The sequence below is a fragment of the Amycolatopsis sp. NBC_01286 genome (assembly GCF_035982555.1).
GTDB lineage: Bacteria > Actinomycetota > Actinomycetes > Mycobacteriales > Pseudonocardiaceae > Amycolatopsis.
The window spans coordinates 7,059,428-7,073,025 of record NZ_CP108428.1; the positions used below are offsets into that span (position 1 = coordinate 7,059,428).

Genomic DNA, 13,598 nt, shown 5'->3' on the forward strand with positions numbered 1-13,598 from the left:
GCTCGGAGGGCACCAGGTTACCGTCCGCCACACCGGGTCCCGCCTCCGGTCGTGCCCTCCCGGAGCGCGCCGGCTCCGGGAGGGCACGCGCGTCACTCCGTCTCGGCCATGGCCTCGGCGAACTGCGCCGCGTACAGCCGGGCGTAGGCGCCACCGCTGCCCAGGAGCGTTTCGTGGTCGCCGTGTTCGACGATCTGCCCGTGCTCCATCACCAGGATGACGTCGGCGTCGCGGATCGTGGAGAGCCGGTGCGCGATGACGAAGCTGGTGCGGCCGGAGCGCAGCTCGTTCATCGCCCGCTGGATGAGCACCTCGGTGCGGGTGTCGACCGAGCTGGTCGCCTCGTCGAGGATGAGGATGACCGGCTTGGCCAGGAACGCCCGCGCCACCGTGATCAGCTGCTTCTCACCGGCGCTGACCGTGCCGCCCTCGTCGTCGAGGATCGTCTCGTAGCCGTCCGGCAGGGTGCGCACGAACCGGTCGACGTAGGTCGCCGTGGCCGCCTCGATGACCTCCTCGCGGGTCGGGTCGTCGGCGCCGTAGGCGATGTTCTCCGCGATCGTGCCGCCGAAGAGCCAGGCGTCCTGCAGCACCATGCCGGTCTGGTCGCGCAGCACCTCGCGGTTCATCTTCGCGATGTCGACGCCGTCGAGCGTGATCCGCCCGCTGTCGAGCTCGTAGAACCGCATGAGCAGGTTGACCAGCGTCGTCTTGCCGGCGCCGGTCGGGCCGACGATCGCCACCGTCTGGCCGGGTTCGACCGTCAGCGACAGGTCGTCGATGAGCGGCTTCTCCGGCAGGTACCGGAACGAGACGTCCTGGAACTCGACGCGCCCGCGCACGACGTCCGGGCGTTCCGGGTTCGCCGGCTCCGGGCCCTGCTCCTCGGCGTCGAGCAGCGCGAACACCCGCTCGGCCGAGGCGACGCCGGACTGCAGCAGGTTCGCCATGCTGGCGATCTGCGTCACCGGCTGGCTGAACTGGCGCGAGTACTGGATGAACGCCTGCACCTCGCCGAGCGTCAGGCTGCCGGACGCGACGCGCAGCGCGCCGATCACGGCGACCAGCACGTAGCTCAGGTTGCCGATGAACATCATCGCCGGCTGGATCATCCCCGAGATGAACTGCGCCCGGAAGCTCGCCTGGTACAGCGTCTCGTTCTGCTGGTCGAAGATCGCCGCGGACTCGTCGCGCCTGCCGAACACCTTGACCAGCGAGTGGCCGGTGTACATCTCCTCGACGTGCGCGTTGAGCTTGCCGGTGGTCGCCCACTGCTTGATGAAGTTGGGCTGGGCCCGCTTCCCGACCTTGCCCGCCACGACCGCCGACAGTGGCACCGTGACCAGTGCGATCAGCGCGAGCAGCGGCGAGATCAGGAACATCATGATCAGCACGCCGATCACGGTCAGCAGCGACGAGACGATCTGGGACAGCGTCTGCTGCAGCGACTGCGCCAGGTTGTCGATGTCGTTGGTGACGCGGGACAGCACCTCGCCGCGCGGCTGGCGGTCGAAGTACTTCAGCGGCAGCCGCGCGAACTTCTCCTCGACCTGCTCGCGCAGGCGGTACACCGCGTGCTGCACCAGGGTTGTGGTCAGCCGGGCCTGGATCAGCCCGAAGAACGACGCGATGACGAACAGCGCCAGCACGGTCAGCAGGATCTGGCCGACCTTGTCGAAGTCGATGCCCACCCCGGGCACCAGGTCGACGCGGCCGTAGATGTCGGCGAGCGTGCCGTTGCCCTGGGCGCGCAGCCCGGCGACGACCTGTTCCTTGGTGACGCCCGGCGGCACCGCCTTGCCGAGCACGCCGGCGAGGATCGCGTCGGTGGCCTGGCCGAGGATCTTCGGCCCGATCACGGTGAGCGTGACGCTCGCCGCGCCCAGCACGAGCACGCCGATGAGGGCGGCCCGCTGCGGCGCCAGCAGGCGCAGCAGCCGTTTCAGCGACCCCTTGAAGTCCAGGGCCTTCTCCGGCGGCGCGCCGCCGGCCATCATGCGTCCCGGCCCCGCGGTCGCGGCGCCGGTGTTCCGGTGCCGCTGGGCGGTGGGCCGTTCCCCGGCCTCGGTGACGGCGGTCTTGGCGGTTTCGTCCGTGGTGCTCACGCCGCCTCCTGTTCGGTCAGCTGGGACAGCACGATTTCCCGGTAGGTTTCGTTGCCGTCCATGAGTTCGTGGTGGGTGCCGGTGCCGACGACGCGGCCTTCGTCGAGGACGATGATCCGGTCGGCGCCCCGGATGGTGCTGACCCGCTGCGCGACGATGACGACCGTGGCCTCGGCGGTTTCCGGGACCAGCGCGCGGCGCAGGGCCGCGTCGGTCGCGTAGTCGAGTGCGGAGAACGAGTCGTCGAACAGGTAGATCTCCGGTTTGTGCACCAGCATCCGGGCGATCGCGATCCGCTGCCGCTGCCCGCCCGAGACGTTCGTGCCGCCCTGGGCGATCGGCGCGTCCAGGCCCTCGGCCATCGACGCGACGAAGTCCTTGCCCTGCGCCACTTCCAGCGCGTGCCACAGCTCTTCGTCGGTGGCGTCGGGGTTGCCGTAACGCAGGTTGCTCGCCACCGTGCCGGCGAACAGGTACGGCTTCTGCGGCACCAGCCCGACCGTGCGGGCGAGCAGGGCCGGGTCGAGGTCGCGGACGTCGACGCCGTCGACCTTCACCGTGCCCTGGGTGGCGTCCATCAGCCGGGGGATCAGGTTGAGCAGCGTGGTCTTGCCGGTACCCGTGGAGCCGATCACCGCTGTCGTCTCGCCCGGCCGTCCGACCAGCGAAATGTCGCACAGCACCGGCTTTTCCGCGCCGGGGTAGCGGAACTCGACCCCGGACAGCTCCAGGTGCCCGTGCACCTTGCCGGGCCGGATCGGCGTCACCGGCGGGCGGACGCTCGACTCGGTGTCGAGCACCTCGCTGATCCGCTCGGCGCTGACCTCCGCGCGCGGCACCATCATGAACATGAAGGTGGCCATCATGACCGCCATCAGGATCTGCAGCAGGTAGGACAGGAACGCCGTCAGGGCCCCGATCTGCATGCTGCCGGAGTCGATGCGCTGCCCGCCGAACCACAGCACCGCGACGCTGGAGACGTTCATCACCAGCATCACGATCGGGAACATCAGGGCCATCAGCCGGCCGACCCGCAGCGAGACCGTCAGCAGCTCGTCGTTGGCGACGTCGAACCGCGCGCGCTCGTGGGAGTCGCGGACGAACGCGCGGATGACGCGGATGCCCATGATCTGCTCGCGCAGGACCTTGTTGATCCGGTCGAGGCGGACCTGCATCAGCCGGAACGCCGGGCGCATCCGGGAGATGATCAGCCCGACCGACACGGCCAGCACCGGCACGATGACCAGCAGCAGCGAGGAGAGCGGCACGTCGAGGTTGAGCGCCAGCACGATGCCGCCGATGCACATGATCGGCGCGGACACCATCAGCGTCAGCGTCATCAGCACCAGCATCTGGACCTGCTGGACGTCGTTGGTGGTGCGGGTGATCAGCGACGGCGTGCCGAACTGGCCGACCTCGCGGGCCGAGAAGTCCTGCACCTGGTGGAAGATCCCGCCGCGGATGTCCCGGCCGACCGCCATCGCGGTGCGGGCGCCGAAGTAGACCGCGCCGATCGAGCCGGCGATCTGGGCCACGGTCACCGCGAGCATCACGCCGCCGATGCGCAGGATGTAGTCCATGTCGCCCTTGATCAGCCCGTTGTCGACGATGTCGGCGTTGAGCGTGGGCAGGTAGAGCATGGCGATCGTCTGCACCAGCTGGAGGACGACGATCACCCACAACGTCTTCGTGTACGGGCGCAGGTAGGCGCGCAGGAGCTTGACTAGCACAACGGTTCCCCCAGAGTGGTGGTGTTCGGTTCGGGATTCGGTGCGGTGCCGGCGCCGGTCAGGGCCGGCATGCCGGTGGCGAGCTCGTCCAGCAGCCGTTCCAGGGTCGGCAGGAACGGTTCGCCCTCGCTCATGAACCAGTGGACGAAGGCGACCCGGACCGCGCTTTCCACCGACGAGGCCATCAGCCGGCACAACAGCAGGTCCGCGCCGCCCGCCCGCTTCGCGATGGTTTCGGCGAGGACGCGCTCGACCGCCGCGTGGGCGTTGAGGAACTCCCCGCGCAGCATCAGCTGCCCCATCAGCTCCCGGAGACGCACAACATACGCGCGATCCGGCTCGCCCTCACGTGAATATTGCTCGACCACGGCCTGCTTGACGGCCTCCCACAGCGGCTCGCCCTCGGGCCGCCCGAGCAGCGCCTCGTGCATCCCCTCGTGGCGGTCGACGACCATCGAGCAGACCGCTTGCTCCTTGCTGGAGAAGTAGTTGTTGAATGTCCGCGGCGACACCCCGACCTCGGTCGCGATGTCCTCCACCTTGACGTTCTCCAGTCCCCGATCCAGAGCGAGCCGCAGCGCGGCCTGGGCCAGGGCCCGGCGGGCTTCGCGCTTCTTGCGCTCCCGCAGGGTCAGCTTGGGTGGGTCGTGCGACGGCATGGGCGGAGTGTAGCGAAAAAGTTGCGTGCCCCGCAAAAAAGTGCGGGCTACGCAAAAATCCGGACGAACCGGGCGTCGCCCACCGGCCAACACGCCGTCCGGAGTGGTCGACGGTGACGACCGGGCGTGTTCGCCATTCTCGGGCAGTGTGCGGCCGCTCCGGGCAGCGTGCCGGTCATTGCGAGGCTCGCCGGTGCCTCTGCTTGGGTGTAGCGGCCCGGTTGTCCGGGTACCTGCGCGGCTCCCGCCGGGGTGTCCTCCGGAATCCGCTGCGCGGGCCGGTCCGGTCCGCGTTATGGGCGGCCGTGTGCGGGGTATCGCATCGTGCAACTTGCAAAATTGAACCGAATGGCCTAGTCCACTGCCCTCACCAGGACCAACGCCGCCGATCCGTGCTCACTGGACGCGATCGCGCGGGTACGGCTTGTGGACACATAACGAGCCTTTCTGCTTCCATGTCCGTCGTCGCCGCCGGGGGTCGGCCACCGTCGCACCGAGACCAGACCTGAGCAGGAAGAGTGGGACCACATGGCGAGCCGGGCCCGGGAAATCCTGGATCGATCACGCGTTCTGCTGGACCGCTCGCGGGTCGCCGCCGCGCAGTACCTCACGGCGCCGCCGAAGCACCCCCAGGCCGACGCAACCGTGTATGCCCCGGACGAGTACGCGGCCGGCCCGGCCATCGCCGCGCTGTCGCGGCCCGAGCCGACGTCCGGGACGAGTCAGCCCGTGCTGGCCGAGATCTGCGCCAGCGTCGCCCTGCGTGACCTGAACCTGGTCGACCAGCTGCTCGCGCGGCTGGAGGAGCTGGAGGCGGGGGAGGAGGACCACCACCGCCTCGCCGAGCTCTACCAGCTCGACCACCTCGCCACCCGGCTGCGCCGCAACGCCGAGAACCTGCGCGTGCTGTCCGGGAACGACACCGGCGACGAAGCCACGCGCGCCACGTCGATGCTCGACCTCATGCGCGAGGCGATGTCGTCGATCGACCACTACGCCCGGATCACCATCGGCCGGGTCGTCGACCTCGGGGTCGTCGGCTTCGCCGCGGAGGACCTGGGCCGGGTGTTCGCGGAGCTGTTCGACAACGCCGCCAACCAGTCGTCGCCGAGCTCCCCGGTGCACGTCAGCGCCCACCTGACCGAACAGGGCAGCGTGCTCGTCCGGATCGAGGACGAGGGCATCGGCATCCCGCCCGAGCGCGTCTCGGGCCTCAACACCCGCCTGGCCGCGGGCGGCGACCTCGACGACGGCGCCGCGCGGCACATGGGCCTCGCCGTCGTGGCCCGGCTCTCGGCCCGCCACGACGTCACCGTCCGCCTCGACCGGCGCAGCCCGCACGGCACGGTCGCCACCGTGCTGCTGCCCACCGGCATCGTCACCGAGCTCGCCGAGCGCGCGTGGTCGGGCACCCGCACCGTCACCGCGGAGCCGGTCGAGCCCGAGGGCACCGGCGAGCCGGTCGCCGCGGGTGGGCTGCCACGCCGCCGTCCGGGCGCCTTCCCGCGGGAGGAGCCCGCCGCGCCGCTGCCGCGCAAGCCCGCGCCCCGGCCCCGGCCGGTCGAGCACGACGGCGGCACCACGACGAACGGCCTGCCGCGCCGTGTGCCCGGCAGCATCCGCGGTGCCGCGCCCGAACCGCCGCCGCCGGTCACGGAGCCCGCGTCCGCCGGTCACGACAAGCTGCTCGCGGACCTCGGCGCGTTCGCCGACGGCGAGCGGGCCGCGCTGAGCGAGCGCCGGCGCGATCGCACCCCGCACGACGAAACGCCCGGAGGATCCACCTCGTGAGCGCACCGCACCCGGCCCCGGCGAACTTCGCCTGGCTGCTCGACGACTTCGTGCGCAAGGTCCACGGCGTCAGCCACGCGCTCATCATGAGCGTGGACGGCTTCCCGCTCACCGCGTCCGACTCCGTCGGCGAGGCCGAGGCCGAGCAGCTCGCGGCCATCGCCAGCGGGCTGCTCTCGCTGGCCGGCAACAGCGCGGCGCTGTTCGGCAAGGGCGCCTGCGAGCAGATCATCATCCGGCTCACCCACGGCTACTTCCTGTTCATGGGCATCGGTTCCGGTGCCGGGCTGGCGGTGCTGACCGCGGGCGAGGCCGACATGAAGGTGGTCGCCTACGAGATGACCCAGTTCATCACCAACGCCGGCCACGCGCTCACCCCCGAGGTGCGCGCCGAGCTGCGCCAGGTGCTGACCGCGCGCCGGCCCAGGGTGTGAACGCGGTCGTGCCCCACGAGGATGTGATGCCAGTGTCCACACGGGACAGTCCCGCTGACGCCCCGCTACCGCGCCGCAGCCGCCGGATCCGCGCGTATGCGCTCACCGGCGGCCGCACCAGCACCCGCCACCAGCTGCTGGTGGAGACGCTGGTTTCGGTGCCCCGCTACGACCCGTCGCTCGGTGACACGCTCATGCCGGAGTCGCGCGCGCTCTACGAACGCGCCCGGGTGCGGTGTTCGATCGCCGAGCTGTCGGTCGGGCTGGACCTGCCGCTGGGCGTGGTGCGCGTGCTGATCGGCGACCTCGCGTCCCAGGGCGCGGTCTTCGTCCACCCCACGGCGCACGCCTACCACCACGACACGAACGTGCTCGAGAGGATCCTTGATGGGCTCAAGCGGCTCCCCGTCTGAGGGCGGACTGCTGACGATCTCCGCGAAGATCGTCGTCGCCGGGGGCTTCGGTGTCGGCAAGACCACCTTCGTCGGCGCGGTGTCGGAGATCCCGCCGATGAGCAACGAGGCGTGGATGACGGAGGCCGGCGAGGGGATCGACGACGTCCCGCCCGGCGGCAAGTCGACCACGACCGTCGCGATGGACTTCGGCCGCATCACGCTGCGCCCGGACCTGCTGCTGTACCTGTTCGGCACGCCGGGGCAGGCGCGGTTCTGGTTCCTCTGGGACGACCTCAGCCGCGGCGCGCTCGGCGCCGTCGTGCTGGTCGACACCAGCCGGATCGACGAGTCGTTCGCGGCGATCGACTACTTCGAGAACGACTCGGAGCTGCCGTTCGTCGTCGCGGTCAACCAGTTCGAGGGCATGCCGGTGCACGACCTCGACGAGGTGCGCGACGCGCTGGCCCTCGACCCGAGCGTCCCGCTGATCACCTGCGACGCCCGCGACCGCGCCTCGACGATCGCCGCCCTGACCGACCTGGTCGGCCACACGCTGTCGCTGGCCGTCCTGTCGGGCCCGCGCGAGCTGGCCGGCAGCACCCCGCACGCCTGATCGTGACCGACTGGAGGAGAAGAGCCGCATGCGCAAGGTCCTGATCGTGGGCGCCGGGCAGTCCGGGCTGCAGCTGGCCCTCGGGCTGCTGGGCAAGGACTACGACGTCACGGTGATGTCCGCGCGGACCCCGGACGAGATCCGGTCCGGGCGCGTGATGTCGACCCAGTGCATGTTCCACGACGCGCTGCGGCACGAACGCGAGCTCGGCGTGAACCTCTGGGAAGCCGACACGGTGGACGTCGAGGGCCTCGGCGTGTCGGTGGCCGCGCCGGACGGCGACCGCGCGCTCGACTGGTTCGCCGAGCTGGACGACGTCGCCCAGTCGGTCGACCAGCGGGTGAAGATGGCCGGCTGGCTCGAGCTGTTCGAGGAGCGCGGCGGCAAGCTCGTCATCCACGGCGTGATGACGTCCGAGCTGGACGCCCTGGCGCGGCTCTACGACCTGGTGATCGTCTCGGCCGGCAAGGGCGAGCTGGTGCAGCTGTTCGACCGGGTGCCCGAGCGGTCGCCCTACACACAGCCGCAGCGCGCGCTCTCGCTGGCCTACGCCCACGGTGTGCACCGGCGCCCGGAGCACCCGGAGAAGGCGGCGGTGCGGTTCAACATCGTCCCCGGCGTCGGCGAGCTGTTCATGATCCCGGCGTACACGCTGAGCGGGAACTGCGACATCCTCTTCTTCGAGGGCGTCCCCGGCGGCCCGCTGGACTGCTTCGACGACCGGCCGGACCCGGCCGCCCACTTCGCGCGCATCCTCGACCTGATGAAGCGGTTCGTGCCCTGGGAGTACGAGCGCTGCCGGGACGCCGAGCTGACCGACGCCAAGGCGACGCTGGCCGGGGGCTACACGCCCGTCGTGCGCAACCCGGTCGGCACGCTGCCCGGCGGTGCGACCGTGCTGGGCATGGCCGACGTCGTCGTGGCGAACGACCCGATCACCGGCCAGGGTTCGAACAACGCGAGCCACTGCGCGGCGACCTACCTGGACGCGATCGTGGCGCACGGCGACCGGGCGTTCGACGCGGCGTGGATGGACGCCACGTTCGAGCGCTACTGGGAGTACGCCCGCTACGTCACCGAATGGACCAACGCGCTGCTCCAGCCGCCGCCCCCGCACGTGCTCCAGATCCTGGGCGTCGCGGGGCAGAATCCGGCCGTGGCCCGGCGGTTCGCCAACGGATTCACCGATCCGACCGACTTCCGGCACTGGTTCATGGACCCCGCACTTTGGGAGAAATACCTGGCAGAGGTCTAGATCGTCGTCCCCCCGGGCTGTCGCCGCCGGGCATTTCGGGCTACGGTTGTTACGTAGCGTGAGTGCGATCGGGAGGTGCGTGGCATGCGGGCGATGTGGAAGGGCTCGGTCTCGTTCGGGCTGGTGTCCATCCCGATCCAGATGTACGCGGCCACGGAGAACAAGAACGTCGCGCTCCGGCAGGTGCACGAGGCCGACGGCGGCCGCATCCAGTACAAGCGGTTCTGCACCGTCGACGGCGCGGAGGTGCCCTACGCCGAGATCGCCAAGGGCTACGAGCTGCCCGACGGCGAGATGGTCGTGATCACCGACGCCGAGATGGCCGAGCTGCCGCTGTCGTCGCAGCGCACGATCGACGTGCTCGAGTTCGTCCCGCTGGAGTCGATCGACCCGATCCAGTACGACCGGACGTACTACCTGGAGCCGCAGAAGAACGCGGTGAAGCCCTACATCGTGCTGCGTGACGCGCTGCACAAGTCGAGCCAGGTCGCCGTCGCGAAGGTCGCCGTGCGGCAGCGGGAGAGCATGGCGGTGCTGCGGGTGCACGCCGACGTCCTGGTGATGACGACGATGCTGTGGCCCGACGAGGTCCGCGAGCCCGACTTCCCGTTCCTGCGCGACGACCCGCCGCAGATCCGGCCGCAGGAGCTGTCCATGGCCGGCTCCCTGATCGACTCGCTGGGCGAGCCGGTGTTCGAGCCGGAGAAGTACCGCGACCACTACCGCGAGGCCCTCGAGGAGATGATCGAGGCCAAGGTCGCGGGGGAGCAGACGACCAAGCCCGCGGCGGTCACCGCCAAGGCCGACGTCGTCGACCTGATGGCGGCGCTGCAGGCCAGTGTGGACGCGGCGAAGAAGTCCCGCGAACCCGCGAAGCCCGTGAAAGCGTCCAAGGCGGCGGTGTCGAAGGCGGCGGTGTCGAAGGCGGCAGTGTCCGAAGAAGACACCGAGGACGAGAAGCCGGCCAAGAAACCGGCCGCGCGCAAACGTGCCCCGAAGAAGACCGCCTGACCCGGCGGAGACGCGGGCTCGACCGTCCGAACGGGATTCTTCCCGCGTGCGGAGACGAGCCGCGATGTAACCCGATCGTGTATGCATCTGTGTACACGGCCGGGGCGATGTGCTAACACTAACGAGGTCCTTCGGCTCTCCCTCCCCCTCGGAGCCGGAGGACCCTTTTCGTTCCCGGGGCAGTCCGTTGTGGATACGCCGGCTACGTCATGGCGCAAGCAGAGCTGTTGCCGCGGCGTAGCGGCCCCGGACGGCCGAACGGCCCGGCGCGGTCAGCATCGCTGCTGACGCGCGCCAGGCCGTTGGCGGGGGTCATGGGATCAGTACCAGTGCGCGCGGCCGCCGATCTTGCGGCCCGTGCCACCGAGGATGGCCAGCGCCACGCCGGCCACGGCCAGCACGATGCCGATCGTGTACAGCACCGGAATACCGACAATGAACCCGATGACCAGCAAAATAACACCGAGGACGATCACTTGACACACTCCTTCGCACGAGACCCGGCCCGGCTCCGTGCCGTCCGGGCGGATGCGCTCTCGAGGAGAGGATGGCCAGTTTCCGGGTCTCCCAAACTGCGGCAAATGGAGCAACTCTGAAAAAGGTCAGTATCGGTAGTGGTCGAGCTTGTACGGGCCCTCCACATCCACGCCGATGTACTCGGCCTGAGCCTTGGTCAGCTGGGTCAGCCGCACCCCGAGGGCGTCCAGGTGCAGCCGGGCGACCTTCTCGTCGAGGTGCTTCGGCAGCCGGTAGACCTCGACGGGGTACTCGCCGGGCTTGGTGAACAGCTCGATCTGGGCGATCGCCTGGTTGGTGAAGGAGTTCGACATCACGAACGAGGGGTGCCCGGTCGCGTTGCCGAGGTTCATCAAGCGGCCCTCGGAGAGCACGATGATCGCGTGGCCGTCGGCGAAGGTCCACTCGTGCACCTGCGGCTTGATCTCGTTCTTGACGACGCCGGGCAGCTTCGCCAGGCCCGCCATGTCGATCTCGTTGTCGAAGTGCCCGACGTTCGCCACGATCGCGTTGTGCTTCATCCGGATCATCTGCGCGGCGGAGATGATGCCGAAGTTGCCGGTGGTCGTGATGAAGATGTCGGCGGTCTCGATGACGTCGTCCAGCTCGACCACGTCGAGCCCGTCCATCGCCGCCTGCAGCGCGCAGATGGGGTCGATCTCGGTGACCGACACCCGGGCGCCCTGGCCGCGCAGCGCCTCGACCGCGCCCTTGCCGACGTCGCCGTACCCGCAGACGAGGACGCGCTTGCCGCCGATCATCACGTCGGTGGCGCGGTTGATCCCGTCCACCAGCGAGTGCCGGATGCCGTACTTGTTGTCGAACTTGGACTTCGTCACGGAGTCGTTGACGTTCATCGCGGGGAAGAGCAGCTCGCCGTCCTTGGCGAGCTTGTAGAGCCGCTTGACGCCGTTGGTCGTCTCTTCGGTGACGCCGCGGATCTCCTTGGCGATCCGGGTGAACCGGTCGCCGTCCTTGGCGAGGCTGGCGCGCAGCGTCTCCAGGACGATCCGGTACTCCTCGGGGTCCTCTTCGGACGGTTGCGGGACGGCGCCCGCCCCCTCGAACTCGACTCCCTTGTGGACGAGCATGGTGGCGTCACCGCCGTCGTCGAGGATCATGTTCGGCGCCTTGCCGCCGGCGAAGGCGAAGAGCTGGTCGGTGCACCACCAGTACTCCTCCAGCGACTCGCCCTTCCAGGCGAACACGGCGGTGCCCGACGGCGCGTCGACCGTGCCCTCGGGGCCGACGACGACCGCGGCGGCGGCCTCGTCCTGCGTGGAGAAGATGTTGCAGGACACCCAGCGCACCTCGGCGCCGAGGGCGACCAGGGTCTCGATCAGCACGGCGGTCTGCACGGTCATGTGCAGCGAGCCGGCGACGCGGGCGCCCTTCAGCGGCTGCGCGGCGGCGAACTCGCGGCGGATCGCCATCAGGCCGGGCATCTCGTGCTCGGCCAGCCGCAGCTGCGTCCGGCCGGCGTCGGCCAGCGCGAGGTCGGCGACGGCGAAGTCGAGTCCGTTGCGGCTCTGCAGTTTCTCGCTCATTCTTGCGTTCTCTCCGGAATCGGTGTGTTTCGACAAAAGGGCAGCACGAATTACGGCACGGCGAGTGCCGGAAAATGGTGTGGCGGCGGGGCTAGCCGCGGCCGCGCGGGACCGGGTTTCCTTGCCGGACGAACAAAAAAGGCACCTCCCGTGGTGGGAGGCGCCCTTGGGTCCGTGATCCCCGGGCCGAGCGTGGCGGAAGAAGTTCCGTCGCAGCGCCTCTCGGCCCGGAAACGCGCCGAAGGCCGGCGCACGCGGTTTCCGTCGTCCAGGATGGCAAAGGCGCCGGGAACCTGTCAAGCGAGCGCGCAGGCCATGAGAAGGTCGTCGACGTACTCGCCGCCGAGCAGGAATTCGTCCTGGAGCACGCCTTCCACGGCGAACCCGCAGCTCGCGTAGAGCCGGCGGGCGCCGGTGTTGTGACCGAGCACGCGCAGGCTCAGCTTGCGCGCCCCGCGGCGGCGGGCCTCGGCGACCGCGGCGTCGACCAGGAGCCGGCCGATGCCGAGGCGGCGCCGGTCCGGGTCGACGGCGAGCCCGCCGATCACCAGCACGTGCCGGTGGGCGGCGATGCCGAACCCCTCGTCCAGCCGGACGTACCCGGCGACCACGCCGTCGTGCTCGGCCACCATGACGTCGTCGGGCCGGGTGCCGTCGTCGAAGAACGGCGTGCCGGGCGGGGGAGCGGGCGCCGGGGAGGTCTCCGGGCTCCAGGTCCGCTCGTCGAGCTTCGCCAGGGCGTCGTCGTCGGCGGCCGTGGCCGCGCGGGTCTCGATCACCGGCTCAGCGCCGTCCACGCTTCTTGGACGATCGCGGCGAACCGCGCCGGGTCTTGCGCGTTGTGGGTGGTGGTGTTCTGCAGCTGGACGGTCAGCCCGCCGCCGGTGCGCTGGCAGTTCGTGACGACGGACTGCTCGGGGTCGACCGGCTGACCGAGCGGGGTGGTGCCGTTGCGGACCAGGCACTGGACGGCGCCGATCCGTTTCAGCTCGGTCGTGGGCACCGCCAGGCCGAGCGCGGCCGTGTCCTCGTACTGGACGAGCAGCTCGGGCGAGTCCGCGCGCACCGCGGCCACCTGGAACGTGCTCTCCAGGCCCGCGTCGCTGTAGGACCGGAACACGGCGGCCGCGCCGTCGTAGGCCGCCGAGATCCGCGAGGCGTTCTCGCCCTCGGCCTTGTCGGACCGCTCGATCTGCGACTTCCCGGCTTCGCGGCCGTCGGCGATCTTCGTGACCGCGGCCTGCGTGGTCGTGAATCCGCCGAGGGTGTCCGGCAGCTTCAGCGGCTGGGCGCTCGGCCCGCCGAGCAGGCCGATCACCAGCCACGGCACGCCGACCACGAAGGCACCCACCACGAAGCCGATCACGGCCGTGAGGGCCGGGCGCGCGAACAGCGGACGACGCCGAGGTGCCTGAGGTGCGGCCGGCGGCATCGGTTGCTGCCACGGCTCCTGCTGCGCGGGCGGCTGCGGCTCGGGTCCGGGCGGGAACTCTGTGGTCACCCGGAGAATCCTGGCGGAACCGGGCATCCGGCGTGAAGGGA

General features: G+C 70.2%; 13 protein-coding genes and 1 riboswitch. Of the genes, 6 read left to right on the forward strand and 7 right to left on the reverse strand.

Annotation, left to right across the window (positions count from 1 at the left end):
• Window positions 1-92 precede the first annotated feature (92 nt).
• The 3 genes from OG570_RS33285 to OG570_RS33295 form a co-directional block, all read right to left on the reverse strand.
• Window positions 93-1,994 (reverse strand): ABC transporter ATP-binding protein, encoded by a 1,902-nt coding sequence (locus OG570_RS33285; RefSeq protein ID WP_442788340.1) that lies wholly within the window; start codon window positions 1,992-1,994, stop codon window positions 93-95.
• Between the two features lie 107 nt (window positions 1,995-2,101).
• Window positions 2,102-3,835 (reverse strand): ABC transporter ATP-binding protein, encoded by a 1,734-nt coding sequence (locus tag OG570_RS33290; RefSeq protein WP_326952980.1) that lies wholly within the window; start codon window positions 3,833-3,835, stop codon window positions 2,102-2,104.
• A complete protein-coding gene (locus OG570_RS33295) occupies window positions 3,829-4,494 on the reverse strand; it encodes a TetR/AcrR family transcriptional regulator (RefSeq protein ID WP_247052235.1) in 666 nt (221 codons plus the stop codon). Before OG570_RS33295 ends, OG570_RS33290 begins: the two co-directional genes overlap by 7 nt.
• A 528-nt stretch (window positions 4,495-5,022) precedes the next feature.
• Here OG570_RS33295 and OG570_RS33300 point away from each other — a divergent pair.
• From OG570_RS33300 to ku, 6 genes are all read left to right on the forward strand, one after another.
• The gene (locus OG570_RS33300) at window positions 5,023-6,285 is read left to right on the forward strand and encodes a sensor histidine kinase (RefSeq protein WP_326952981.1); all 1,263 of its coding nucleotides are present in this window, start codon (window positions 5,023-5,025) and stop codon (window positions 6,283-6,285) included.
• The gene (locus OG570_RS33305; protein WP_326952982.1) at window positions 6,282-6,719 is read left to right on the forward strand and encodes a roadblock/LC7 domain-containing protein; all 438 of its coding nucleotides are present in this window, start codon (window positions 6,282-6,284) and stop codon (window positions 6,717-6,719) included. Before OG570_RS33300 ends, OG570_RS33305 begins: the two co-directional genes overlap by 4 nt.
• A 26-nt stretch (window positions 6,720-6,745) precedes the next feature.
• A complete protein-coding gene (locus OG570_RS33310; RefSeq protein ID WP_326950009.1) occupies window positions 6,746-7,132 on the forward strand; it encodes a DUF742 domain-containing protein in 387 nt (128 codons plus the stop codon).
• On the forward strand, window positions 7,107-7,727 hold the full coding sequence (locus OG570_RS33315) for a GTP-binding protein (protein WP_247052231.1): 621 nt from the start codon (window positions 7,107-7,109) through the stop codon (window positions 7,725-7,727). The genes OG570_RS33310 and OG570_RS33315 overlap by 26 nt, the downstream gene beginning before the upstream one ends.
• Before the next feature lie 28 nt (window positions 7,728-7,755).
• Window positions 7,756-8,982, forward strand: coding sequence for a styrene monooxygenase/indole monooxygenase family protein (locus OG570_RS33320; RefSeq protein WP_326952983.1), 1,227 nt, complete (start codon window positions 7,756-7,758; stop codon window positions 8,980-8,982).
• A gap of 84 nt (window positions 8,983-9,066) precedes the next feature.
• Entirely contained in the window at window positions 9,067-9,993 is a 927-nt protein-coding gene (gene ku / locus OG570_RS33325; RefSeq protein WP_326952984.1) for a non-homologous end joining protein Ku, read from the forward strand.
• A gap of 320 nt (window positions 9,994-10,313) precedes the next feature.
• Here the strand turns inward: ku and OG570_RS33330 are convergent, their stop codons facing one another.
• From OG570_RS33330 to OG570_RS33345, 4 genes are all read right to left on the reverse strand, one after another.
• Window positions 10,314-10,469, reverse strand: a complete 156-nt coding sequence (locus OG570_RS33330; RefSeq protein WP_247052228.1) for a hypothetical protein — start codon at window positions 10,467-10,469, stop codon at window positions 10,314-10,316.
• Between the two features lie 126 nt (window positions 10,470-10,595).
• On the reverse strand, window positions 10,596-12,056 hold the full coding sequence (gene ahcY / locus OG570_RS33335) for an adenosylhomocysteinase (protein WP_326950006.1): 1,461 nt from the start codon (window positions 12,054-12,056) through the stop codon (window positions 10,596-10,598).
• Window positions 12,057-12,207: 151 nt separating this feature from the next.
• Window positions 12,208-12,286, reverse strand: a riboswitch (S-adenosyl-L-homocysteine riboswitch).
• Between the two features lie 66 nt (window positions 12,287-12,352).
• Window positions 12,353-12,853, reverse strand: coding sequence for a GNAT family N-acetyltransferase (locus OG570_RS33340; protein WP_326952985.1), 501 nt, complete (start codon window positions 12,851-12,853; stop codon window positions 12,353-12,355).
• Entirely contained in the window at window positions 12,832-13,557 is a 726-nt protein-coding gene (locus tag OG570_RS33345; protein ID WP_326952986.1) for a hypothetical protein, read from the reverse strand. Before OG570_RS33345 ends, OG570_RS33340 begins: the two co-directional genes overlap by 22 nt.
• Window positions 13,558-13,598: the final 41 nt, after the last annotated feature.

Bases quoted from the DNA above. Each gene is read 5' to 3' on its own strand.
- OG570_RS33285 (WP_442788340.1), bottom strand. From the start codon at position 1,994: ATGGCCGGCGGCGCGCCGCCGGAGAAGGCCCTGGACTTCAAGGGGTCG.
- OG570_RS33295 (WP_247052235.1), bottom strand. From the start codon at position 4,494: ATGCCGTCGCACGACCCACCCAAGCTGACCCTGCGGGAGCGCAAGAAG.
- OG570_RS33300 (WP_326952981.1), top strand. From the start codon at position 5,023: ATGGCGAGCCGGGCCCGGGAAATCCTGGATCGATCACGCGTTCTGCTG.
- OG570_RS33310 (WP_326950009.1), top strand. From the start codon at position 6,746: ATGCCAGTGTCCACACGGGACAGTCCCGCTGACGCCCCGCTACCGCGC.
- OG570_RS33315 (WP_247052231.1), top strand. From the start codon at position 7,107: ATGGGCTCAAGCGGCTCCCCGTCTGAGGGCGGACTGCTGACGATCTCC.
- OG570_RS33320 (WP_326952983.1), top strand. From the start codon at position 7,756: ATGCGCAAGGTCCTGATCGTGGGCGCCGGGCAGTCCGGGCTGCAGCTG.
- ku (WP_326952984.1), top strand. From the start codon at position 9,067: ATGCGGGCGATGTGGAAGGGCTCGGTCTCGTTCGGGCTGGTGTCCATC.
- ahcY (WP_326950006.1), bottom strand. From the start codon at position 12,056: ATGAGCGAGAAACTGCAGAGCCGCAACGGACTCGACTTCGCCGTCGCC.